Origin of the sequence: Streptomyces sp. Ag109_O5-1 (genome assembly GCF_003814875.1) — a bacterium.
Taxonomy (GTDB): domain Bacteria; phylum Actinomycetota; class Actinomycetes; order Streptomycetales; family Streptomycetaceae; genus Streptomyces; species Streptomyces sasae.
The window spans coordinates 8,502,403-8,526,815 of sequence record NZ_RKQF01000001.1 but is presented as its reverse complement, the minus strand read 5'-3'; the positions used below and the strand labels follow the sequence as shown (position 1 = coordinate 8,526,815).

The following is a 24,413-nucleotide window of genomic DNA, read 5'->3' as shown; positions in this document are numbered from 1 at the left end:
GGACAGCGGCTCGCGTACCGTTCCCCGCATGGAGATCTGGATCAATCCCGCCTGCTCGAAGTGCCGCAGCGCAATCAGCCTGCTCGACGCCGAGGGGGCCGACTACACCGTCCGCCGCTACCTGGAGGACGTGCCGGGCGAGGACGAGATCAGGGCCGTACTCGATCGGCTCGGGCTCGAACCCTGGGACATCACCCGCACCCAGGAGGCGGCCGCCAAGGAGCTGGGCCTGAAGGAGTGGGCACGGGACGAGACGGCACGCGACCGCTGGATCACGGCGCTCGCCGAGCACCCCAGACTCATCCAGCGGCCGATCATCACCGCCGACGACGGAACGGCGATCGTCGCCCGGAGCAGCGAGGCAGTGGAAGAAGCGCTGGCCAGGAGCAAGAGCTGAACATTCTTCAACTCCAGTGTGACGTAGGTTACTTCAGTTGACTCCTGTAACTGCTGAGTAACGGCGTTCGACATCCCGTACGTAGCGGCGTACGCACCCCCACACCTCACAGGAGGCGCGCATGTCGCGTAGGAGAAACGTCAGCGCCAAGAAGAAGATCGCGCTGCTGGTCAGCGCCGCCGCGATGGCGGGCGGCGGGGCCTTCGCCCTGGCGTCCACCTCGAACGCCGCGCAGACACCGCAGAACGCCAAGACGCTGTCGTCGGCCGCGGACTCGACCGTCTGCCAGGGGCTGGCCACGGCCCTCGGCAACAACCAGAAGTTCATCGCCGGCCAGCAGGCGAACCCGGACGCCCAGTCGGCGGCCCGGATCGCCAACCGCCAGGCGGTCATCCAGCAGATCCAGGTCCAGCAGAAGGCGGCCGGCTGCGTCGTTGGGGAGTCGGCTCAGGGCTCCCAGGCGGCGAGCGGTGCGCAGGCGGGCGGTACCCAGGCCGGCGGCAAGACCGCGACTCCCTCGCAGAGCGCGGCCACCGGCAACACCGGTGGCGGTGCCGCCGCGGCCGGTTCCGGTACACAGGTCTGCAAGGGCTCGACCGTCACGCTGTCCGGCGAGGCCGGCGCCCCCGCCGCCTCCAGCAACCAGTTCCCGGCCGGAACCACGCTGAAGGTCACCAACCTGGACAACAACAAGTCCACGATGGTGAAGGTCACCTCGGTCTCCGGCAGCTGCGTGCTGCTCAACAACGCGGCCTTCGAACAGGTCCGGGAGCCGGGCAAGTTCCTGATCCGCCGCGCGGTGATCGAGAAGATCGGCTGACCCCGGAGACGAGCTGAGGCACGGCCGCCGGCTTTTACGGAGGGAAAGCCGGCGGCCGCCACACGGACAGCTCCGTACGGTGCCCGAATTGGGCCCCATACCCCGCCTTTCCGAATCTCACGACGTGAGTCGCGCCACAGAACCACCAGGTAACACGGGGTTCACATTCGAGCAATGATCGGGAAATCGCCTGTTGACAGGCTGCCGGGCAGAAAAGGCGGCGCCCCAGTGCCGTAGCGCCGCTGCACCCGCAAGTGCGCCCGACCCACCCCCGAAGGATGTGGCCCGTGACCTTCAAGGCTGAGTACATCTGGATCGACGGCACCGAGCCGACGGCCAAGCTGCGTTCGAAGACGAAGATCATCTCGGGCGCACCCGCCGGTCTCGACGCGCTGCCGATCTGGGGCTTCGACGGGTCGTCCACGAACCAGGCCGAGGGGCACTCCTCGGACCGTGTGCTGAAGCCGGTCTTCACCTGCCCGGACCCCATCCGCGGCGGCGACGACGTGCTCGTCCTGTGCGAGGTCCTGGACATCGACTTCACCCCGCACCCCTCCAACACGCGTGCCGCGCTGGTCGAGGTCGCGGCGAAGTTCGCCGCGCAGGAGCCGATCTTCGGCATCGAGCAGGAGTACACCTTCTTCGACGGCGCCCGCCCGCTGGGCTTCCCCGAGGGCGGCTTCCCGGCCCCCCAGGGCGGCTACTACTGCGGTGTCGGCGCCGACGAGATCTTCGGCCGCGAGATCGTCGAGGCCCACCTGGACAACTGCCTGAAGGCGGGGCTCGCGATCTCCGGCATCAACGCCGAGGTCATGCCCGGCCAGTGGGAGTTCCAGGTCGGCCCGGTCTCCCCGCTGGAGGTCTCCGACCACCTGTGGGTGGCCCGCTGGCTGCTCTACCGCACCGCCGAGGACTTCGGCATCTCCGCGACCCTCGACCCCAAGCCGGTCAAGGGCGACTGGAACGGCGCCGGCGCGCACACCAACTTCTCCACCAAGGCGATGCGCGAGGGCTACGACGCGATCATCACCGCGTGCGAGTCGCTCGGTGAGGGCTCCAAGCCGCTCGACCACGTCAAGAACTACGGCGCCGGCATCGACGACCGCCTGACCGGTCTGCACGAGACCGCCCCGTGGAACGAGTACTCCTACGGTGTCTCCAACCGCGGTGCCTCGGTCCGTATCCCGTGGCAGGTCGAGAAGGACGGCAAGGGCTACATCGAGGACCGCCGTCCGAACGCCAACGTCGACCCGTACCTGGTGACGCGGCTGATCGTCGACACCTGCTGCTCCGCCCTGGAGAAGGCCGGCCAGGTCTGATCCGCAGACAGCTCCTCGGAGGGGGCGTCCGCCGTTCGCGGCGGGCGCCCCTTTCGTATGCCCGTGACCGCGTTGTCAGTGGTGCGTGTCATGGTGGGTGGCATGGAGATCGACGAGGTGCTCGCCGTCAACGCCTGGACGGAGAACGGGCAGACGTACGTATGGAGTTCGCCGGACGAGCTGCGGGCGGCGGTGCGCGGGCTGGGCGGGGCCGGGAACCGCTTCCTGGTCGCGCAGCGCATCCCGGACCTGCCGAAGGTGTTCGCGCAGGTGTGGCACGAGGAGGGCGGGGACTACCGCCTCGAACACCGGCGCGGCGCGGACGAGTTCTTCGGTACGAGCCTCACGGACCCGGAGCGGGCGGCGGACCTGCTCGTCGACTGGGCGCACGAGGACGACGGCTGGGACGCGGGCGTGGAGTGGGCGCCGGTCCGGACACCACCGCGCGAGGAGATACCGGCCCTCACGCCCGAGGTGGCGGCCCGCGCCGAGGACCATGTGCGCGCGCTGCTCCGGGACGGGTTCCTCGGGATCGACCGGCTCGTACAGGAGACCGTGTACCTGATGGAGGACGGTGACGGGGACGACGGCCAGGAGGGTGCGCCGCCGGTCTCCCCCGCCCAGGCACGCGAGATCGTCGAGCGGCTCTGGGTGGAGCGGCTGCAGGAGCAGCGGGCGTGGGCCGGGCTCACCGACCCGGACCGGCTGACCCGGGCGTTCGCGGCCCTGGAGCGCGAAGGCGTCGTCGCCCGCCAGGACTTCACCTGCTGCCGCTCCTGCGGCATGACCGAGATAGGCGCCGAGGCGGCGGACGCGGAGGCCACCCGGGGCTTCGTCTTCTTCCACCACCAGGGCACCCGCGCCGCGGCCGAGGGCCGTGGACTCACCCTCTACTACGGCGGTTTCGACGACTCCGCCGCGACCACCACCTCGGTCGGCCGGAAGGTCGTCGCCGCGCTCCGGACCGCCGGGCTGTCCGCAGTGTGGGACGGCAATCCGGACAAGGCGATCGAGCTTACGCCCCTGACCTGGCACAAACGCCTGGTGGGGTGAGGTGCGCAACGTCAACTTCCCACCAAGGACGCGTCCAAGCAGTGAGAGGAGGGTCCTGTTTCCGGGCTGTGTCTGCTTCAATATGGGCATGGCCAGCTTCCAGAAGTACACCGCGACGGGTCGCCATGACCTCGAGCCCTTCTGGCCTTCCCGTCAGCACCACGACTTCGACCGGGTGTGTTGCCGCGCGATGAACGCGCGGGCCCTCTAAAGCCGTACACCCCGGCCTTCGGCCAGCGCGAAACGCAGTACGTCTCCCCGGCGCGCCCGACCACGAATCGCGGCCGTCGTCCTCGACCGACGAACTCCTCGCGCGAAAGAGCTGACGTCTCATGGCGACCACTCGTTCTCTCTCCCCCGCTACCGCCCTCGCCACCTCCTCCCCCGCCCGGCACCGGTTGCGTGCCGTCGACCGGGACGAGGTCGTGGACATGGCGGACTTCCTGCCGCCGGGCACCACCTGGCTGCCCGCCCCACAGCACACCCTGCCAGCCCTGCCGGGCCAGCCGCCGATGATCGGCTACCTGGTGCTGGTCCCGGCGGACCAGCAGCCGCCGTTCCTGCCGGTCGCGGTGCCGGACCGGCCGGAGACGGCCGCCGGGCCGGGGGCCACGGCGGAACCGGCCGGCGGCGCCCGGCCGCTCGTCACCGTCGACACCAGGCAGCGCACCGCCCAGGTCGACGGAGAGGAACTCGACCTCACCTACCTGGAGTTCGAGCTCCTGGCCCACCTGGTCGCGCACCCGGGCCGGGTGCACACCCGCGACCAGCTGGTCACCACGGTCTGGGGCTACGGCCATGTCGGCGACGGCCGGACCGTGGACGTCCATGTGGCCCGGCTGCGCCGCAAGCTCGGCGCGGAGCACCGGGGCGCGATCCAGACGGTGCGCCGGGTCGGATACAAGTACACCCCGCCGACCGGCCGCTGACGAGCCGCTCTGCCCTCGGCAGAGAACCGTTACGTCCGCCGCCGCTCCCGGGCACGATCACCCGCATGAGACTTCTCGTGCTGGGTGGAACGGAGTTCGTGGGGCGGGCCGTCGTGGACGCGGCGCTCGGACGCGGCTGGGAGGTGACCGTCTTCAACCGGGGACGCCACGCACCCCCGCCGGGGGTGCGGTCGCTGCACGGCGACCGCACCTCTGCCGAGGGCCTCGCCGCCCTCGGCGACGGCACCGGGTGGGACGCGGTCGTCGACACCTGGTCGGCCGCGCCCCGGGCGGTACGGGAGACGGCGCGGCTGCTGCGGGGCCGCGTCGGACGGTACGCGTACGTGTCCAGCCTGTCGGTCTACGACTGGCCCCGCCCGGTCGGCTGCACCGAGGACGCGCCCCTGGTGGCGGGCGCCGCGGCCGATGCGGACCGGACGGAGTACGCGCAGGACAAGCGGGGCGGTGAGCTGGCCGCCGTCGAGTCCTTCGGGGCGGACGGTTCGATCCTGGTACGGGCCGGGCTGATCCTCGGCCCGTACGAGAACGTCGGCCGGCTCCCCTGGTGGCTGAGCCGCATCGCGAAGGGCGGCCCGGTGCTGGCCCCGGGCCCGCGTGAGCTGCCCGTCCAGTTCGTGGACGCCCGCGACCTCGCCGAGTGGACCCTCGGCGCGGTCGAGCGGGAGCTGTCCGGGCCGTACAACCTGATCGGCCCGCCCGGGCACACCACGATGGGCGGCCTGCTGGAAGCCTGCCTCCAGGTCACCGGCTCGGACGCCGAACTCCGCTGGACCGCCCCCGGGCCGATCCTCGCCGCCGGGATCGAACCTTGGGTCCAGCTGCCGGTGTGGGTGCCGCCGGACAGCGAGTTGTACGCCGGCGTGCACCGCGTCGACGTCTCACGGGCCCTGGCGACCGGGCTGGTGTGCCGGCCGGCCGAGGAGACCGTGGGCGACACGTGGCGGTGGCTGCGGGACACCGGAGGTGTGGCGCCGGCGCGGGAGGACCGGCCGGCCGTCGGGCTCGACCCTGTTGTCGAGGCGAGGGTGCTCGGCGTTTCACGCGGTACGCCGTGATCGGTCTGCGGGCCGGTGGGGGCTGGGCGCGCCCACGCGGCGAAGCCGCACATCTGACACAGCCCCGCGCCCCTTCGGGGGCGCTTCCCTTCGGGGGCGCTTCAAGTCCCCGGGGTGTACCTGACACCACCCCCTGGCATGGGGCTTCGGGCCAGTGACCGGCTCCCGTGGGGTCGGACAGACTGGCGCCATGACGACGAACACGAACAGTGGCGGCTTTCGGGGCCGGGCCCGGGAGGTACTGCTCGCCGCCGTGCGGGGACTGGTGCTGGCGCTGGTGATCCTGCCGGTCTCGGTGCTCTGCTTCGCCCTGACAGCGATCTCCGTCGCCCTGATCCCGATCGGTGTCGGCATCGTCACGACCCCCTGGATCCTGGGCGGCGTGCGGGACGTGGCGGATGTGCGGCGGCGGCTCGCCTACGAGTGGTGCGGGATGCGGATCCGGTCGGCGTACCGGCCGCTGCCGCCGGACGCCAGTCCCTGGGCCCGCACCTTCGGGATGCTGCGCGACCCGCAGGTCGGGCGGGACGTGCTGTGGCTGTTCGTGGACATGACGGCGGGGTTCCTGACCGCGCTGCTGCCGGCGGTGCTGCTGTTCTATCCGTTCGAGGGGTTCGCGGTGGCCGCCGGGCTCTGGCGGGTGCTCAGGGAGGGCGGCACCTACTGGTACGGCTTCGTACCGGTCAGCGGGCAGGGCACCGCGTTCGCCGCCGCGGCGCTCGGCGCCGTGATCCTCGTGGCTGCCTTCCGCTGGACCCCCGCCCTGCTGACCGCCCACTTCCGGCTCACCCGTGCCGTCCTCGACCCCGGGGAGGGGGAACTTGTCGAGCGGGTGCGGGTGTTGACCGAGACCCGGAAGGACGCGGTGGACGCCTCGGCGGCCGAGCTGCGCCGGATCGAGCGGGACCTGCACGACGGGGCGCAGGCCCGGCTGGTCGCCATGGGCATGGATCTGGGGACCATCGAGATGCTCCTGGACAAGGACCCGGAGCACGCGAAGAAGCTCCTCGCGCAGACCCGGCAGGCGTCCGTGGAGGCTCTGGGCGAGCTGCGCGACCTGGTCCGGGGCATCCATCCGCCGGTTCTCGCGGAGCGCGGGCTGGGGGACGCCGTACGGGCGCTGGCGCTGCGGCTGCCGGTGGCCACGGAGGTGACCGTGGACCTGCCGGGGCGGGCGGACGCGCCGGTGGAGTCGGCTGCGTACTTCGCGGTGAGCGAAGTGCTCACCAACGCGGTCAAGCACTCCGGTGCCGACCGGATCTGGGTGGACGTGCACCACACCGACGGGATGCTGCGGATCTCGGTCACCGACCACGGCCGGGGCGGCGCCACGATCGGCGCGGGCTCCGGGCTCGCCGGGGTGGAGCGGCGGCTCGGTACATTCGACGGCGTCCTGGCCGTCAGCAGCCCCGCGGGCGGTCCCACCATGGTCACCATGGAGATCCCGTGCGCGTTGTCCTAGCCGAAGACCTGTTCCTGCTCCGCGACGGACTGGTCCGGCTGCTGGAGGCCTACGGCTTCGAGATCGCGGCCGCCGTCGAATCCGGCCCCGAACTCACGCGAGCCCTGGCCGAGACGGAGCCGGACGTGGCGGTGGTCGACGTACGACTGCCGCCCACCCACACCGACGAGGGGCTGCAGTGCGCCCTGGAGGCGCGGCGGAAGCGGCCCGGACTGCCCGTGCTGGTGCTCTCCCAGCATGTGGAGCAGCTCTACGCACGGGAGTTGCTGGCCGACGGCACGGGCGGGGTCGGGTATCTGCTGAAGGACCGGGTGTTCGACGCGGAGCAGTTCGTGGACGCCGTACGGCGGGTCGCGGCGGGCGGTACGGCGATGGACCCGCAAGTGATCCAGCAGCTGCTGTCCCGGCGGGCGGACGACCGGCCGCTGGGCCGCTTGACAGCGCGCGAGCTGGAGGTCATGGAGCTGATGGCGCAGGGCCGTTCGAACGCGGCGATCGCCGCGCAGCTCGTGGTGACGGAACGGGCCATCGCCAAGCACACCTCCAACATCTTCACCAAACTCGGACTTGAAGTGTCGGACGATGACAATCGGCGTGTGCTCGCGGTGCTGGCCCACCTGGACCGCGATCGCTGATTTCCCCGGAACTTCCGCAGCTCAAACGGCATTTGTGGCCCAAGTGCGTAACAAGTCTCTGATTATTTTGTGAGACGCCTGAACACCTCTGAGACCAGGTGCGTATGAGAGGGCGCCGCTTCACTCCTGTCGGGCGCCTCGATGCCGCCCCGCAAGGAAGGTCTGAGGAGTTCCATGGGACGCAACATACGCAAACGCCGTTCGCCGCTGGCCGTCAAGGTCGTAGCCGCATCGGCGGCCATAGCGCTCGGCGGGGGCGGGCTGCTCTGGGCACAGATGAACGCTTCGGCCCACGAGTCGAACGACGCCGCCCAGAACTACACGAAGGCCGCCGCCGCCACGGTGGCGACCATCTCCTGCCCGGACGTCGGCCAGAAGCTGACGAACGTGCCGGCCAACGCCAAGCAGGGGGTGGCGACGGAACTGGCGAACCTCGACAAGCAGATCACCGAGGCCTACGCCCGGCTCTCCTCCACCCGTCAGGCCCAGGCGAACGACGCGAACTTCGTGCAGAACGCGATCGTCGGCCCCCTGAAGGAGAAGCGGTCGGCGACGATCGACCGGATCCGGATCGACATCACGCGGGTCGGCGGAACGTTCGACAGCTCGCTGGCCCAGCTCGCCGCCTGCACGACGCAGAGCGTGAACCAGACGACCGCCGGCCAGGGTGGTGGCGCCAACAACGGCGGCCAGAACAACACCGGCGGTCAGAACAACACCGGCAACAACGGGCAGGCCTCGGCCGCCCCGAGTGCCAGCGCTCCGGCGAACATCGGCGGACAGGGTGGCAACGGTCCGGTCGCCGCGGACTTCGTGGACATCACGAAGGTCGCCCCGAACGTCCAGGCCAAGCCACAGAATTCCGGCAACGCCTCGACCGGTGTCTTCATCACCCGCTGCGGTGTGAACGCGAACAAGAACCACAACACCGACAACGTCATCGTGGCGCCCGGCGTGACCAACGGCGCGCACCACGAGCACGACTACGTCGGCAACCAGAAGGTCAACGCGTTCTCCACCAACAACTCGCTGCTGGCGGCGCCGAGCTCCTGCCAGAACCAGAGCGACCTGTCGGCGTACTACTGGCCGGTCGTGCGTGTTCAGGACGGCTCGCAGGAGTTCGACGCGAACGCGCTCGGCGGTGGCAAGGAAGGCAACGTCGGCAAGATCCTGACGCCGCTCCAGGCGCAGATCAAGTACGTCGGCAGCCCGGCCAGCAAGGTCGTCGCGATGCCGCAGTTCCTGCGCATCATCACCGGTGACGCCAAGTCCACCGTCAACGGTCTGGGGAACGCCAACGCCCACTGGAGCTGCACCGGCTTCGAGAACAAGGTCCAGCTGACGCAGCAGTACCCGATCTGCCCGCAGGGCAGCAACGTGGTGCGTACCTTCGCCTTCCAGAGCTGCTGGGACGGCAAGAACATCGACAGCGCGAACCACCGTACGCACGTGGCCTTCGCCGACGCCGCGAGCGGTGTCTGCCCGAACGGCTTCAAGGCGATCCCGCAGCTGACGATGCGCCTGGTCTACAAGATCACCCCGCCGGCCATCGTCAACGGCCAGGTGAAGAACGCGTACGCGGTGGACGGTTTCCCGGAGGAGCTGCACAAGGCGGCGACCGACCACGACGACTTCATCAGCGTCACCAAGAACAACCTGGCGGCCACCATCGCCAACTGCATCAACACCGGCAAGCGGTGCCAGTAGCACTGACTAGCCGATAGCACGAAGGCGGGCGGTGGGAATCTCCCACCGCCCGCCTTCGTATCTGCCCGAGAGTTCTTCGGTCAACTGCTGTGTTTCGCGTGGTTGGTGCCGATCTCCTCCCCGCCGCCCAGCGTGGTCTGCAGCGTCTTGACCACCTTGTCGGTGCCGACGGCGACCCACTTGCGGCCGACGAGGTAGAAACCGCCGTAGTCCTTCGCGTCATTGATCCATTCGCGCTGGCCGCGGTCGGTGGCGAAAGTGGCGAAGACGAACTTGCCGGCGGGGACCTTGCAGATCGCCTGGCGCACTTCGTCGGAGTCGATCTGCATGTCCGGGGTGCACTTCACCTTGGCGGCCAGGCTCTCCAGACTCCCGGTCGCGGTGACGGGCACCTTGGCTTCCGCCTTGCTGTCTCCGGATCCACAGCCCGCCAGCGCCAGTACGGCCACGGCGCCGGCCACGGCGGACATCGGTCGGGTCAACCTCATCTGATCCTCCGGTCAAATTGCTGGCCCCGGGGTGCCTTCGGGGGCCCGTCCCCTTCGATACGGCCGTGGGGCGCGAAGCGCTCAAATCGTGCGCGTACGGCAGTGTCACCTGCGTGGCGGTGACCAACCAACGGGTCGCTCGTTCTCCAGGACGTGCAGTCACAGCATGTAGCCCAGCGTCACGCAGCCTCCTCCGCCGGAACCCTGGGTCCGGCCGTCGACGTGGAGCAGGCCGAGGCCGCGCTCGTCGAGCACTACGCGCGGCTGGTCCGGCTCGCCTATCTGGTGCTGCCGCCGGGGCTCGCCCGGGGCCGCCGGGTCCTGACCGCACACGCGCTGGTCCAGCGGGCGCTGCCCCGGGGCCGTAAGCAGGCCCCGGTCATCCCGGCCCAGTCCACCGGGCGGGACACCGACCCCGGGTACGCGTTCGTCCGCCTCCAGGTGGTGCGTACGGCGCTGGAGGCGGGCGTACCGCTGAAGTTCACCGCGTGGCCCAAGCGTGCCCAGCTGCCGCCGCTGCTCCCCCTGGTGTGGGGCATCCGGCTCTTCCCGCGCTCCGGCAGTGCCGACGAGCTCGCTCTGGAGCAGCGGCTCGCCGGCCTCTCCGGCCCGGCGCGCGCCGCGTACGCGCTGCGTGGTCTGGAGCAGCTCCCCGACGGCGATGTCCGCAAGATCCTGCGGGCGGCCGGGATCGGGCACCCGGAGGGTGCGCTCGCAGAGGCGAACGGCGTCCCGGCCGAGTACCCGCTGCTCGACTCCCCCGAGTTCGACCCCTGTTCGCTGCAGGCCCGGCCCACCGATCTGATGCGGCGCCGCCAGCACACCAAGGCCGCGCTCGCCGCCGCCGCCGCGCTCGTGGTGTGCGGGGCACTGGTCGTGCTGCCGGGCGGCGGCTGGGGCGCCGACGGGGCGGCCGCCCCGCCGTACGCGCAGAACGCGGCCGCCCAGGCCGCCCTTGACCCGGCCCAGGTGACGAAGGTCCCGGCCACCGCGTGGCAGACCGCCGCGCGCACCGACTTCTCCGTCTGGCCGGCGCGCGGCACGCTCACCAAAGACACCGGGCTGCTGCGCCGGGCCCTCGCCGTCTGGGCCCGCCCCGGTGCCACCGTCCGGGTCTCGGCGACCCCCGGCACCCAGACCGGCGGCCCGGCCGGACCGCCCCAGCTGCTGTACGCGGGTGTGGTCGACAGCGCCCGGGTGGTGGTCTTCTACGACGGTCTGCGCATCGCCCGCTACGCCGAGCCGAAGACCGGCACCGAGGGGGCGGCCCTGGACTTCGCCCGGGTCGACGGCGCGAGCGGTGCCGAGGCGGGCGCGCTGGTCCTGGGCCGGGCCGACGGCAACGTCCGGTATCTGACCGCCCCTTGGGTGACCAGGGCGGCCGAGCGGGACCTGATGAAGCCGAGTGCCGGGGCGATGGACCTCGGGCTGACCGACGGGGTGGCCGGGCCGCTGGCCGGCCCCGCGGTGCAGCAGGGCACCTGCACGTCCTGGAACGTGCTCCAGCTGACCGACGCGAAGGGCGTGCAGCTGGCGACCGACCTGGGCGAACTGGTGCCGGCCCACCTCACCGCCGGGCGGCCGGGCTACACCGGCGAGGCCTCTGGGGCGAAGGCGCTGCGCGACTGGGCGCCGTTCGCCTGCTCGCTGGCCGCGGAGCGCTCGGCCGGGGTGCGCAGCGTCAACGTGTGGGCGTTCGCCGAGCAGCCGCTGCCCGACGCCAGCGGCACCGGGTCATGGGTGTGCACGCGCGCGGAGACCTGGCGGGGCGACGGCACGCTGTCGCTCGCCCAGTTCCGGACGCCGGGCAGCCAGTACGGGGCGGTCACGGCGAAGGGGGCCGATGTGACGGCCTGCGGTCCGCGTGATCCGCAGGTGCTGGCCGGGGTGTTGTGGAAGTCCGGGGCCGGGCAGTGGTACCTGCTGGCGGCGGGCGGTCGCGACACGGCGTCGATCCGCGCGACCGGCGGGATCACGGCCTCGGCACCGGGGACGCTGCTGGTGGCCAGGGCGAAGCAGGGGGCACAGGCCGACCTGACGGGCACGCTGAAGGACGGGACCGGGATCAGCGGGTTGCGGTGAGGCCGACATGAGGCCACCTTGCTGACATCAGTGTAAATAAGCTCGGCCGCAGGTCTTCTCAGACCATCTACCCGTCAGTACATTGACGCCATGTCCAACAAGCAGCCGCAAGCGGTGAAGTCCGAGCACATCGCGCTCACGGCCCGCAATGTGTCCTTCAGCTGGAAGGACACCCCCCTGCACTGGGTGCCGGGCGACCCCTTCGCCACGCACACCATCAATGTGCTGCACATGCTGCTGCCCGCCGGTGAGCGGTGGTTCGTGCATGTCTACAAGCAGGCGCTGCCCCTCATCCGCGACGAGCGGCTGCGCGCGGACGTCATCGGGTTCATCGGGCAGGAGGCGATGCACTCCCAGGCCCATGACGAGGTGCTGCCCCACCTCAGGGAGCAGGGGCTGGACCCGACGCCGACAGCGCGGCGCCCGCTTCTTCTTCGCGAACGGCCCGACCCTCGTCGAGGGCCGGGCCGGGCTTAGGGACTTCTATGCTCACCAGCAAAGCCTGCTCAGGTCCATCCTGCGCTACCTCAGCCGCACCTACCGCCGTTCCTGCGGACTGAGCAGAGGCGAGCCTGCCCAGCCGCACGCCCCGAACGGTCTTGAGCGCACTGGTACCCGGCATGCTCGACCCCGAGGCAGCGACACGGATCCTGTCCGTGGTCCGATCCCGGGAGGCCGGTTTCCCTCGCGACCTGGCCAGTTGGGCACGGCCAGAGGCGACGAGGAGGCCCTGAACCATCACTCCGGTGGAGCAGGGGCCCTGGACCCGCCGACCTCCGGGCAGCCGCGCTCCCGGGCACTGCGGCTGCTGGTCGCCTCGCACCGGACGGTCGCCGACGGAGTCGTACAACTGCGCCTGGAGGGGCGGGAGCTGCCCCGCTGGGAGCCGGGGGCGCATCTCGACGTCGTGCTGCCCTCGGGACTCGTCCGGCAGTACTCGCTGTGCGGGGACCCGGCGGACGCCTCGTCGTACACGATCGCCACACGGCCGGTCGCGGACGGCCGGGGTGGTTCGCGGGAGGTCCACGAGCAGGTGGTGGAGGGGATGGAGCTGGAGGTGCGCGGGCCGCGCAACCGCTTCCCGCTCGTCGACGCCGGGTCCTATGTCTTCGTCGCCGGGGGATCGGCATCACCCCGGTGCTGTCGATGGTGCGGTCGCTGCCGGAGAACATGCCGTGGCGGCTGCTGTACTGCGGGCGGTCCCGGGCCTCGATGCCGTTCCTCGGGGAACTCGCCGGGGACGAGCGGGTCACGGTGGTCGCGGAGGACGAGAACGGACGCCCGGACCTGGACGCGCTGACGGTTCCCGAGGACGCGGCGGTCTACTGCTGCGGTCCACAGGGGCTGATGGCGGCGGTCGAGGAGTGCTTTCCCGCCGCACGCCTGGAGCGTTTCGCACCGCGCACCGACACCGACGGCAACCACGCCTTCGAACTCGAACTCCGGTGCAGCGGACGTGTGTTGACGGTCCCGGCCGGCTCCTCGGTGCTGGCCGCCGTACGGGCGGAGCTGCCCGACACGCCCTACTCCTGTGCGCAGGGCTTCTGCGGAACCTGCCAACAGCGGGTGCTGGAAGGGGAGGTGGAGCACCAGGACGAGCTGCTCACGGACACGGAGCGTGCCGACTCGATGCTGATCTGTGTGTCGCGGGCGCGAAGTGGGAGAATTGTGCTGGATCTGTGAACACCCAGGGCGGGTCGGGTCCGTTGGAGGCCGGATCCGATCGGTAAGGTGTTCGCATGAGTATCGGGGTACGCCGCAGGATGGGAGTCGACGAGCGGCGGCAGCAGTTGATCGGCGTAGCCCTCGAACTGTTCAGCCGCCGCTCGCCCGACGAGGTCTCCATCGACGAGATAGCCGCGGCCGCGGGCATTTCGCGGCCGCTGGTCTACCACTACTTCCCCGGCAAACTCAGCCTGTACGAGGCCGCGTTGAAGCGCGCCTCGGAGGATCTCGCGGGCCGTTTCGCCGAACCGCAGGAGGGCCCGCTCGGCGCCCGGCTACTGCGTGTGATGCGCCGCTACTTCGACTTCGTCGACGAACACGGACCCGGTTTCGCCGCGTTGATGCGTGGCGGCCCGGCGGTGGGCTCCTCGGCGACCAACGCGCTCATCGACTCCGTGCGGCAGGCCGCGTACGAGCAGATCCTCTCCCACCTCGACGTCACCGAGGCGCCGGCCCGCCTCGAACTGATCGTCCGCTCCTGGATCTCGCTCGCCGAGTCCACGGCGCTGATCTGGCTGGACGGCCGCCGGATCCCGCGCGGTGAGCTGGAGGTCCAGCTCGTCCACGACTTCGCCGCGCTGGCCGCGGTGAGTGCGGCGTACGACGAGGAGATGAGCGCGCTGGTGAAGCGCATGGTGCAGGACGAGCCGACGGACGGGCCGTTCGCGGACCTGGCGGCGCGGCTGATCGCCCTGGCGGGCTGAGTGTGCCAACGGTAGTGCCACAGTGCGTTGTTGGGCGGCCACAGGCCGGTGGGGGCTGGTCGCGCAGTTCCCCGCGCCCCTGACGGGGCACTGATGCTAGCCCTCGTACTTCCGGTACGACGGGTCCAGGTCCCGCACCTCGGCAGAGGCATGCAGCACGAACCCCTCCGGCTTCAGGTGCTCCCGCAGCAGCTCCAGGGTCGCCTCCGTCAGCCTCGCCTTCGTCTCCTCGGTGCGGCCGGCCAGCAGGCCGAAGGTCACGTGCACGATGACGTGCCCGCCCTCCTCCTCGTAGCCGTACGCCGTGGCGTCCGCGGCGCGGAACAGGGTCTTGCAGGCCTCGGGCTTGGCCGCCGCGATCTCGACGACGGCGGTGTGCAGGGCCTTGGCGAAGCCGGCCCGGTCGAAGGCGGCGTCCGCCGTGGCGGAGTAGTCGACGGTGATCTGCGGCATGAGCACTCCTGTTCTACGGCAACTGGGGGCCAGCCTAGTTCGCCAGGCTCAGCGCCAGCAGGGCGACATCGTCCTCTCGGTCGCGGCCGAAGCAGGCGAGAAGGGTGTCGCACAGCGCGTCCAGGCCTGGCAGGGCGCCCACGGCGGCGGCCCGGAGCTGTTCCATCGACACCGTGAGGTCAGTGCCGCGGGTCTCGATCAGGCCGTCGGTGATCATGAGGAGCCGGTCGGCGGGGGCGAGGACCAGCTCGGTGGGCGGCGGATGGGGCAGGCCCACCCCGAGCAGCGGACCGGACGCCTTGACGTACTCGGCGCTGCCGTCCTCGCTCAGTATCAGCGGCGGGATGTGACCCGCGTTGGCGATCCGGGTCCGCCCGGTCTCCGGGTCGATCAGGGCGAGGCAGACGGTGGCCGTGACATCGGCGTGGTAGTGCTGGAGCAGCTGGTCGAGCCGTTCGGCGAGCGCGGCCGGGTCGCTCTCGGCGAGGCAGTAGGCGCGCAGCGCGTGCCGCAGTTCGACCATCACGGTGGCCGCGTCCAGCGAGTGCCCCACTACGTCGCCCACCGCGGTGAGCACCTGGTCGCCGACCCGCAGCGCGGCGTAGAAGTCGCCGCCGATCTCCGTCTCCTGGGAGGCGGGCTCGTAACGCACCGCTATGTCGACGCCCGGCAGCTCGGGCAGCTGGTGCGGACGCGGCAGGAAGCTGTGCTGGAGGGTGAGCGCGACATGCCGTTCCACCTGGTACATGAGCAGCGGCTCGGCGGTGAGCGCGGTGGCGTGGGCCAGCTGGGCCAGCAGCGCCTCGTTCTCGGGGTCGATCCTGCGCAGCCCGCGGGTGGGTGTGGCCAGGCACACCGGGACCTTGCCGTCCTGGGTGAGGACCAGGGTCAGCCGGGCGTCGTGCTGCACTCCGGGCCGGAAGAACCCGGCCGGCCACAGCGGCGCCGGCACGGTGGTGATCTGCACCCCGGACTGCCACCGGGTGAGCCGCCTCAGCAGGCCGGCCACCTCCCGGTGGGCGCCCTCGTCCGGCAGGGCGAGGGAGGTGCGCTCCCGGCACAGGCCGCGGTACAGCTCGTCGTCCTGGTCGAGGACGAAGACGGCGGCGGGGCAGCCGAGGAGCCGTGCGGCGCCGTCCGCGGCGGCGTCGGCCAGTTCGTGCAGCGAGCGCGAGGCCTGGATGGTGACGATCGTCTCCGACAGCAGTTTCAGCCGCCGTACCAGTGCCTGGTCGTCGGCGCGCAGCCGGGCGGCGCGCACCGCGGCCCGGACCGCGGCGTCGATGTCCTCCGGTTCGGCGGGCACCGTCAGATAGGCCTCGGCCCCCGTGTCCAGTCCCGGGCAGCGGTCCGCCGGGGCGACGGAGAGGGCGGAGAAGTGCACGACGGGCAGTCCGGCCATGTGCGGCCGCTCCCTGAGCCGGCGGCACAGCTCGAAGCCGCTCATGTCGGGCAGGTGCACGTCTATGAGGGCCACGTCGGGCAGGTGGCCCTTGCGCAGCCGTACGTCGAGTTCGCTGAGCGCCTCCGCGCCGCCGCCTACCGCGACGACCTCGTGGCCGGCCCGGCGCAGCACGGTGCCCATCGCGTACCGGCTCGCGGGCTCGTCGTCCACGACCAGCACGGTCGTGTCTGTCAGCTTGCCGTTGACGTCCATTCTCCCAGCCCCTGGACAACGCCGGTGGGGCAGACCCGGTGCCGGGCCTGCCCCACCAACCTAACGCCATCGTCACTTGGTCCGGGAGAACACCGCCACCGTGCGTCCCGGGACGATGAACGTACCCGTTCCCCGCTCGTACGAAGCGGACTTGACAACGGAATCCGCGCCCGAGGCCTGCACCGGGTGCAGTCGGTAACCGGTACCAGCCAGTGCCGTCACCCGCTGCTCCCGCTGCTCCGGCGCCGCGTTGAACACGACGACGAGGTCACCGAGTTCCATGGTGATCACACCGGGTGTCTCGTCCTTCCCGGACAGCGGGAAGGACAGCTTCGACTGCACCTGTCCAGCCGTGTCCAGCGAGAACACGCTCTCGGTCGTACGGATTCTCAGCAGATCGCGGTACGCGGCCGAGGTCCCGTCGATCTGCGCGCATCCGACGCTTACCGAGCTCAACAGGGGCTTGGCATATGACCACTTGGACTCGTTGTCGGCGGCCATCGGCAGTCCGCGCCCGAAGCCGTTGCCGTCGGCGCAGTTCCAGTGGATGGCGTTGAACCAGTCTCCGCTGTCGAAGGAGTTGCGGTCCAGGGACTTGGAGCGGAGCAGATCCGTACCCGCCTGGGAGAGCGACGGGCCCTGCGAGAGGGCGGCCGTGGCCATCGCCAGGACCTGCATCCGGGCCCGGTCGGACGCGCTGGTCGTGGCGGGCAGTTTGTACGTCAGCGCGTCGAACAGCGACTCGTTGTCGTGCGCGTCGACATAGGCGAGGGCGTCGCCGGGCGCGTCCGCGTAGCCGGCGGGCGAGCCGTTGTAGTCGACCTCGGCGCCGGTGACGTCCTTGCCGTCGTCGTCGGTGAACCGGTACTTGGCGAGGTTGCCGGTCAGGCCGATCTTGATCAGGTCCTGGTAGTGCAGCAGCCGGGCCTTCTGCTCCGCCGAAGTACCGTTTGCCGTTGACGAGTTGGGGTCCGTGTAGAGCCCGGACGCGAAGCCCTGGACGCCGGGGTCGTCGTCGAAGGGGCTGCCGCCGCGCACGGCGTCCCGGGCGCGGTCGGAAAAGGTCGCGATCCCGGTGCCGGCCATGTTCTGCTGGGTGGCCTGGACGAACCGGGCGTCATTGGCGACCTCGCCGAAGTTCCAGCCCTCGCCGTACAGGATGATCTTCTTGCCGTCGACGCCGTCCTTCTTCAGGGTCAGCGCGTCCAGCGCCTTGCGGACCGCGAGGATGTTGGCCTTCGGGTGGTGGCCCATCAGGTCGAAGCGGAAGCCGTCGACCTTGTACTCCTTGGCCCAGGTGACGATCGAGTCGACCACCAGCTTGCCCATCATGGCGTTCTCGGGCGCGGTGTTGGCACAGCAGGTGCTGTTGGCGACGCTGCCGTCGGCGAGCAGCCGCTGGTAGTAGCCCGGCACGATCCTGTCGAGGACGGAGGTGTCCGCCTGGCCGCTGGCCGCCGTGTGGTTGTAGACGACGTCCATGACGACCCGCAGACCGTCCTCGTTCAGCGACTTCACCATCCTGCGGAACTGGACCGTGCGCGCGGTGCCGTCCGGGTCCGTGGCGTAGGAGCCCTCGGGGACCGTGAAGTGGTACGGGTCGTAACCCCAGTTGTAGGCGTCCTTCGCGGCGATCGCCGAGACGCACTCCTGCTGCTTCTCCGAGTCGGCCGGGTAGGAGGCGAGGTCGCAGTCGGTCCTCGCCTGGTCGGACCTCTTCTCGGGGACCGTGGCGAAGTCGAAGGCCGGGAGGAGGTGGACGTACGAGGTCCCCGCCTTGGCCAGGGCCTTGAGGTGCCTGGACCCTTCGCTGTTCTTGTCGGTAAAGGCGAGGTAGGTGCCCTGGTCCTTCGCCGGGACGGTCTTGTCGGCCACCGAGAAGTCGCGGATGTGCAGCTCCTGGATCTGCGCGTCCTTCAGCGGTACGGCCTTGGGCTTGGTGTAGGTCGACCAGCCGCCGGGGGCGAGGGACCTGTCATCGAGGTCGACGACCAGGCTGCGCTCCGAGTTCGCGGTGAGGGCGACCGAGTAGGGATCGGTGACCTTGTTGGTGACGATCTTCCGGACGCTGGGCGCCCAGACCTTCACCACGTACCGGTAGGGCTTGTTCTTCCAGGACCCGGGGCCGGTGACGGACCAGACGCCGGTGGCGGGGTCGCGGTGCATGGGCTTCACCCCGCCGTCGAGTTCGAGGGCGACGGACTGTGCGGTCGGGGCCCAGACGGAGAGGGTCGGCTTTCCGTGGTGGAAGACCGGGCCGAAGGCGGCCTTGGTGGCCGTCGCGTACACGTCGTCGAGCACACCCGCGATCTGTACGCCTGTGGCGGCCAGCACAGCGCCGTTCGCGGCCCGCTGGGAGGCGACCAGCTGACCGCTGAGCGCCTCGCGCACCCGACCGCGGTCACGCGGGTCGACGGACCAGGCCGTGTAGTCCTTCAGGTGCGGGAACTTCGCCTTCTGTGCGTCGGTGAGCGTGGTCTTCGTCAGCCGCAGCCAGCGCTCGTCGTCACTGGTCAGCGCCCCGTCCTTGACGGCGATCGAGCCGTCGTGGGAGGAGAGCAGCTGGGTGGAGGCGGCACCGTCGACGCCGTCCCAGGCGACCGTGTTCCGGTCGATCCAGATCGCCTTGGAGGTGGTCAGGTCGAGCGCGGCCGCGCTGCCGGCGGGCTGCGGGAGCAGGTGTTTCTCCTGGCCGTTCAACAGCCACACCTCGTAGCCGTCGGACTTGAGGTCGAGGGACTGGTCGGCGGACAGGTCCTTCTGGTCGCCGTTGTGGATGATGTAGCTGAGGCTGGTGGCACCCGCGGTGAGCGGTACCTCGAAGACCGCGCCATAGGCATCAGTCTTCACCGGCTTCAGGGGGTTCGACCAGTCGGTGGGATTGGCGGCGCCCGTCCAGACGTGCAGGCCCCAGCCGTCGTAGTTCCCGTCGGCGCGGTGGTAGTGGATGACCGCCTTGGTGGTGTCCTGGGCGGGGTACGCGTCCGAGGGCCGCGTCGTGAGGACGTCCGTCTTCCCCTGCTCGACCCAGACCTCGCCCGTCTTGGTGACGTCGATGGAGCGGTCGGCGGAGACGTCCTTGTTGCCGTCCTTGTCGACGACGAGGAAGCCGACGTTCGAGGCGCCGGACTTCAGCTTGACGTAGGCGAAGGCGCCGTACGCGTCCCGGCCGGCGAAGGGGTGGCCGGCGGGCCAGGTGGTCGCCTCGCCGTCGGCGATGTCGCCCCAGGTGTACAGGCCCCAGTTGTCGTAGTCGCCGTCGGTGCGCTTGTAATGGACGATCGCGTAGTCGCGGGAGGAGGCGGTGGGGGTCTCGGCGGCGGGCGGGGTGCCGGAGGTGGTGGCGGCGAGTGCGCTGCCCGTGCGCCCCGCCGAGTCGATGACGACCGCCTTGTAGCGCAGGGCGGTGCCGGCCGGGACGTCCTTGGCGATGGTCTGGGTGACCTTGTAGGGGGCGTGGTCGGCGGAGCCGAGGGTGGCCCACTTCCCGTTGCCGACCTGGGCGGCGAAGACGACGCGGTCGAGCTGTCCGCCGGTGACGTCCGCGGTGAGGTCGACGGTGCCGGTGGCGCCGGCGGCCGGGGCGGTGAGGGTCAGGGCGGGTGCGGTCGCGGGCTTGGCGAGGGCGCCGGAGGCCTTGTACACGACGGCGGACTCGGCGGGGACGGTGACGGTGACCTGGGAGGAGGCGTCGGAGGTGACGGTGCCGTCCGTGCCGTAGAGCGCGCGGTAGCCCATCCCGGCGGAGCCGGTGATGAAGGTCGCGGTCTTCGCCGTGCCTGCGTTGTTGAAGGCGACGACGTACTCCTGGCCGGTCTTCGCATCCGTCCGGGTGAACGCGTAGATACCGGCGCCGTCGGCCGCGTAACGCTCGGTCTGGACGCCGTCGGCGAGCGCGGGGTTGGCCGCACGCAGCTTGGAGAGAGCGCTGATCTGCTTGTAGAGCGGCGCACTGGTGTCGTAGGAGTCGCTGGCGGCGGTGCGGTCGGTGCCGATCTCGTCGTCGTCGAGATAGTCGGCGACCTTCGACGCGAACATCGTCTGCCGGGCGTCCTTGTCCCCACCGGAGCCGGTGAAACCCTGCTCGTCGCCGTAGTAGACGACCGGGTTGCCGCGGCTGAGGAACATCACCTCGTTGGCGAGCCGGTCCTTGGCCAGCAGCTCGGCGTCCGTGGCCTTCGGGTTGTCCTGCTCCAGGAAGTACCCGATCCGGCCCATGTCGTGGTTGCCGAGGAAGGTGACCTGCTCGTAGGCATTGGCCTTGTCGGTCGTGTACTTGTAGTCGTCACCGAAGACGCTCGCCAGCTTCTGGGCGCTGCCGCCCTGCGAGGCATAGGAGCGGGCCGCGTCCTGGAACGGGAAGTCGAGGGTCGCGTCCAGCCGCCCCTGGGTGACGTACGGGGAGGTGACGGACGTGTCGGCGGAGTAGGTCTCGCCGAACATGAAGAAGTTCTTACGGCCGTGCTGCGCCGCGTACTCGTCGAGCGCGGTCGCCCACTGGGTCCAGAACTCCATGTTGACGTTCTTCACGGTGTCGATCCGGAAGCCGTCGATGGCGTAGTCCTTCACCCACCGCTCGTAGATCTTCTCCATGCCCTGCACGACCTCGGGCCGTTCGGTCCACAGGTCGTCCAGGCCGGAGAAGTCGCCGTAGGTCGCGGACTCACCGGCGAACGTCGAGTCGCCCCGGTTGTGGTACATCGTCGGGTCGTTGAGCCACGACGGCACCTTGCTGTCGCTGGTGACGACGGGCGTGCGCGGGAAGGAGGCGGTGGAGACCGCCGGGAACCTCTTCTTCCCGTCCGCGTAGTCGGCGTCGTCGAACGGCCGCCCGTCCTTGGTCAGATAGGGGAAGGCACCTTTGGAGAGGTAGTCGTACGACTTCTCCTCGTAGTCGACGACGTCGGCGGTGTGGTTGGTGATGACGTCGAAGAAGACCTTCATCCCCTTGGCGTGCGCCTTGGAGATGAGCGTCGCCAGGTCCTTGTTGGTGCCGAAGTGCGGGTCGACCTGGGTGAAGTCGGTGATCCAGTAGCCGTGGTAGCCGGCGGAGGCGTTGCTCCCCGTCCCCTGCACGGGCTTGTTCTTGAAGATCGGGGCCATCCAGATGGCGGTGGTGCCGAGCCCCTTGATGTAGTCGAGCCGCTTGGTCAGGCCCTTGAGGTCGCCGCCCTGGTAGAAGCCCTTGTCGGTGGGGTCGTATCCGGTGGAGAGCCGGGAGCCGGTCAGGCCGCCCTTGTCATTGCTCTTGTCCCCGTTGGCGAAACGGTCCGGCATGACGAAGTAGAACTGCTCGCGGGTGTCGTCGTGCCGGGCGGGCTCGGCGGCGAGTTTCGCGTCGGAAGGCGGCGCGGGCGGGGTGTCGGCGTGTGCGGCGAGTGGCTGCACCAGCGCGACTGCGAGGGCGGCGACGGCGACGGCCGCGACCCGTCTGACATGTATCACCGGTGTGAACTCCTAGCGATAGCGGCTCTCTTGGGTCCGACCCGGCGCGACCGTATCGCTAACGAAAGGTTTACAGCAAGAGGCTTGAAACTCACAGCAAGAACTTTCACCGGTCGTATTGACGCGATGTCTCAACTGCCGCACGCTCACGGGTTGTTGAAACCTGTCCCGTTCGAATCGGATCTCGTTTCGGAGCCGCACATGACCACCAGACACCGCCCCCCGGGTGTCTTCCGGCGCACGGCCGGCGCAGTAGCCGCGGGCGCCCTGGCGCTCGCGGGCGTGATCGCCCTGCCGGCCGCCCCCGCACAGGCGGACACCACCACGAAGGGCGACGTGATCGCCAACCTGTGGGAATGGAACTGGAACTCGGTCGCGTCCGAGTGCACCAACATCCTCGGCCCGGCCGGCTACGGAGCCGTCCAGGTCGCCCCGCCGTCCGAGTCCCTCAAACAGTCCAACTACTACTGGTGGGACGTCTACCAGCCGTACTCGTACACCCTGAACAGCCGTTTCGGAACGGCGACGCAGTTCGCGTCGATGATCTCCGCCTGCCACACGGCCGGCGTGAAGGTCTACACGGACGCGGTGATCAACCACACGGCCGCCCAGACCGGCACCGGCTACGACGGCACCACGATCACCAACAAGTACGACACCCCGGACTGGGACCCCAGCGACTACCACACCTCCGCGGACTGCCCCACCTCCGACCTGACCATCCAGGACTACTCGAACCTCACTCAGGTCCAGAACTGCGAACTGCTCGGCCTGCCCGACCTCAAGACCGGTGCGGACAACGTCCGTTCGGGGCTCGCGGCCTTCCTCAACAAGCAGATCGCGCTGGGCGTCGACGGCTTCCGGGTGGACTCGGCCAAGCACATCCCGGCCACCGACATGGCGGCCATCGTCGCGAAGCTGAACACCACCACGTCCGGGGCGGCGCCGTACGTCTTCGACGAGGTCTACCCGGGCTCGACCCCGCAGCCCAGCGACTACTACGGCTCCGGCGACGTCCTGGACTTCACCTACGCCAGCAAGCTGAAGTCGGCGTTCCAGGGCAACGTGAGCGACCTGTCCTCGATCGAGAGCAGCGGCATCCTGCCGGCCGCCAACTCGGTGTCCTTCGTGACCAACCACGACACCGAGCGCAACGGCCTGCACATGTCGTACAAGGACGGCGACACCTACAAGCTGGCGAACCTCTTCGAGCTCGCCTACAAGTGGTCGACGCCGACGGTCTACGCCAGCTGGGAGTGGACGCAGAGCGACCAGGCCCCGCCGAACTCGTCCGGCTTCGTCACGGACACCGACTGCTCCAGCGGCTCCTGGTACTGCCTCGACCGCGACACCGGGGTCGTCGGCATGGTCGCCTGGCACAACGCGGTGGACTCGGCGGCGGTCTCCAACTGGCAGACCATGTCCTCCAGCGTCATCGGCTTCGGCCGCAGCGGCGCGGGCTTCTTCGCCCTCAACAACGGTACGAGCAGCGCCACTTACACATTCACCACGGGCATGGCCGACGGCACGTACAAGAACGTGGTCGACGGCGGCGCCACGACGGTCACCGTCTCCGGCGGCAGCGCGTCGATCACCATCCCCGCGAAGAGCGCGGTCGCCTTCTACAACTCCTCCTACACCTGCACGGTGGGCTGCGGTGACGCGGGCGGCAGCTCAGGCGACACGGTGAGCGCGACCTTCAACGAGTATGCGCCGACGACATCCGGCACGAACGTGTACGTCGTCGGTTCCATCTCGGCGCTGGGCAGCTGGGACACCTCGAAGGCGATCCAGCTCTCGTCCTCCGGGTACCCGATCTGGTCGGGTGAGGTGAGCGTGCCGGTCAACACGTCCTTCACGTACAAATACATAAAGAAGGACAGCTCGGGCAATGTGACCTGGGAGTCCAACGCCAACAGGTCGGCCACGACCACCACGTCGGCGGTCTCGCTCAACAACTCCTGGAACGTGGCGAACGCCGACGCCACGGACGTGACCTTCAACGAGTACGCCACGACCACCTGGGGCACCAACGTCTACGTCGTGGGCTCCATCGCCTCCCTCGGCTCCTGGAACACGAGCGACGCGATCCCGCTGTCGTCGGCGTCGTACCCGACGTGGAGCAAACTGGTGATCGTCCCGAAGAGCACGGCCTTCACGTACAAGTACATCAAGAAGGACAGCTCCGGGAACGTGACCTGGGAGTCGGGCACGAACCGGTCGTACACGACGGGCACCTCGTCCGGCTACACGACGAGCGACACCTGGAATTGACATGCTCCTCGCCCTGAAGGGCGTGATTCGCTTCACCCCCGGCGTGAACGCCGGAGCACTGCGAATGAATCCCGGTAGCCGAGCGGGGGCGGACGGGTACGGAAATTTCCTGCCGTCTCCCGTGAACAATTCCGGAGCACCGCGCATCTGACCTTGTGCACGGCACACAAAGCCGGCGCGGGCCGCA

General features: G+C 69.8%; 16 protein-coding genes and 2 pseudogenes. 14 read left to right on the top strand and 4 right to left on the bottom strand.

The window, feature by feature from the left end; all coding sequences use genetic code 11:
• Positions 1 to 28: 28 nt before the first annotated feature.
• The 9 genes from EDD90_RS38745 to EDD90_RS38705 all read left to right on the top strand — a co-directional run bounded on the left by EDD90_RS38745 (position 29) and on the right by EDD90_RS38705 (position 9,398).
• Positions 29 to 397, top strand: a complete 369-nt coding sequence (locus EDD90_RS38745; protein ID WP_123977759.1) for an arsenate reductase family protein — start codon at positions 29 to 31, stop codon at positions 395 to 397.
• 121 nt (positions 398 to 518) lie between these two features.
• Positions 519 to 1,217, top strand: a complete 699-nt coding sequence (locus EDD90_RS38740; protein ID WP_123977758.1) for a hypothetical protein — start codon at positions 519 to 521, stop codon at positions 1,215 to 1,217.
• Between the two features lie 287 nt (positions 1,218 to 1,504).
• Positions 1,505 to 2,536, top strand: coding sequence for a glutamine synthetase (glnII, locus tag EDD90_RS38735; RefSeq protein WP_123977757.1), 1,032 nt, complete (start codon positions 1,505 to 1,507; stop codon positions 2,534 to 2,536).
• Between the two features lie 102 nt (positions 2,537 to 2,638).
• Positions 2,639 to 3,589 (top strand): DUF6891 domain-containing protein, encoded by a 951-nt coding sequence (locus tag EDD90_RS38730; protein ID WP_123982092.1) that lies wholly within the window; start codon positions 2,639 to 2,641, stop codon positions 3,587 to 3,589.
• Positions 3,590 to 3,921: 332 nt separating this feature from the next.
• A complete protein-coding gene (locus EDD90_RS38725; protein ID WP_123977756.1) occupies positions 3,922 to 4,518 on the top strand; it encodes a winged helix-turn-helix domain-containing protein in 597 nt (198 codons plus the stop codon).
• 65 nt (positions 4,519 to 4,583) lie between these two features.
• Positions 4,584 to 5,594 (top strand): SDR family oxidoreductase, encoded by a 1,011-nt coding sequence (locus EDD90_RS38720; protein ID WP_123977755.1) that lies wholly within the window; start codon positions 4,584 to 4,586, stop codon positions 5,592 to 5,594.
• Positions 5,595 to 5,784: 190 nt separating this feature from the next.
• Complete coding sequence (locus tag EDD90_RS38715; protein ID WP_123977754.1) at positions 5,785 to 7,056, top strand: sensor domain-containing protein; 1,272 nt, start codon at positions 5,785 to 5,787, stop codon at positions 7,054 to 7,056.
• Positions 7,041 to 7,691, top strand: a complete 651-nt coding sequence (locus tag EDD90_RS38710; RefSeq protein WP_123977753.1) for a response regulator transcription factor — start codon at positions 7,041 to 7,043, stop codon at positions 7,689 to 7,691. The genes EDD90_RS38715 and EDD90_RS38710 overlap by 16 nt, the downstream gene beginning before the upstream one ends.
• A 174-nt stretch (positions 7,692 to 7,865) precedes the next feature.
• Positions 7,866 to 9,398, top strand: a complete 1,533-nt coding sequence (locus tag EDD90_RS38705) for a DUF1996 domain-containing protein (RefSeq protein WP_123977752.1) — start codon at positions 7,866 to 7,868, stop codon at positions 9,396 to 9,398.
• A gap of 80 nt (positions 9,399 to 9,478) precedes the next feature.
• Here EDD90_RS38705 and EDD90_RS38700 read toward each other — a convergent pair whose 3' ends face one another.
• Positions 9,479 to 9,886 (bottom strand): hypothetical protein, encoded by a 408-nt coding sequence (locus EDD90_RS38700; RefSeq protein WP_123977751.1) that lies wholly within the window; start codon positions 9,884 to 9,886, stop codon positions 9,479 to 9,481.
• Between the two features lie 153 nt (positions 9,887 to 10,039).
• On the opposite strand from EDD90_RS38700, the gene EDD90_RS38695 reads away from it, so the two are divergent.
• The 4 genes and pseudogenes from EDD90_RS38695 (at position 10,040) to EDD90_RS38675 (ending at position 14,397) form a co-directional block, all read left to right on the top strand.
• A complete protein-coding gene (locus tag EDD90_RS38695; protein ID WP_123977750.1) occupies positions 10,040 to 11,968 on the top strand; it encodes a hypothetical protein in 1,929 nt (642 codons plus the stop codon).
• Positions 11,969 to 12,058: 90 nt separating this feature from the next.
• Positions 12,059 to 12,442 (top strand): annotated as a pseudogene (locus EDD90_RS38690) (metal-dependent hydrolase); the annotation flags it as partial.
• 226 nt (positions 12,443 to 12,668) lie between these two features.
• Positions 12,669 to 13,651, top strand: a pseudogene (locus EDD90_RS38680) (PDR/VanB family oxidoreductase).
• 56 nt (positions 13,652 to 13,707) lie between these two features.
• Positions 13,708 to 14,397 carry a TetR/AcrR family transcriptional regulator gene (locus EDD90_RS38675; RefSeq protein ID WP_123977749.1) on the top strand — a complete coding sequence of 230 codons (690 nt, stop codon included), beginning with the start codon at positions 13,708 to 13,710 and terminating at the stop codon, positions 14,395 to 14,397.
• A 96-nt stretch (positions 14,398 to 14,493) separates the two neighbouring features.
• Here the strand turns inward: EDD90_RS38675 and EDD90_RS38670 are convergent, their stop codons facing one another.
• From EDD90_RS38670 to pulA, 3 genes are all read right to left on the bottom strand, one after another.
• Complete coding sequence (locus EDD90_RS38670) at positions 14,494 to 14,850, bottom strand: 5-carboxymethyl-2-hydroxymuconate Delta-isomerase (RefSeq protein ID WP_123977748.1); 357 nt, start codon at positions 14,848 to 14,850, stop codon at positions 14,494 to 14,496.
• A gap of 34 nt (positions 14,851 to 14,884) precedes the next feature.
• Positions 14,885 to 16,507: a fused response regulator/phosphatase gene (locus EDD90_RS38665; RefSeq protein ID WP_123977747.1), complete on the bottom strand. Its 1,623-nt coding sequence runs from the start codon at positions 16,505 to 16,507 to the stop codon at positions 14,885 to 14,887.
• A 72-nt stretch (positions 16,508 to 16,579) separates the two neighbouring features.
• Complete coding sequence (pulA, locus tag EDD90_RS38660; protein ID WP_123977746.1) at positions 16,580 to 21,952, bottom strand: pullulanase-type alpha-1,6-glucosidase; 5,373 nt, start codon at positions 21,950 to 21,952, stop codon at positions 16,580 to 16,582.
• A gap of 201 nt (positions 21,953 to 22,153) precedes the next feature.
• On the opposite strand from pulA, the gene EDD90_RS38655 reads away from it, so the two are divergent.
• Positions 22,154 to 24,226, top strand: coding sequence for a carbohydrate-binding module family 20 domain-containing protein (locus tag EDD90_RS38655; RefSeq protein ID WP_123977745.1), 2,073 nt, complete (start codon positions 22,154 to 22,156; stop codon positions 24,224 to 24,226).
• The last annotated feature ends 187 nt before the right edge of the window (positions 24,227 to 24,413 follow it).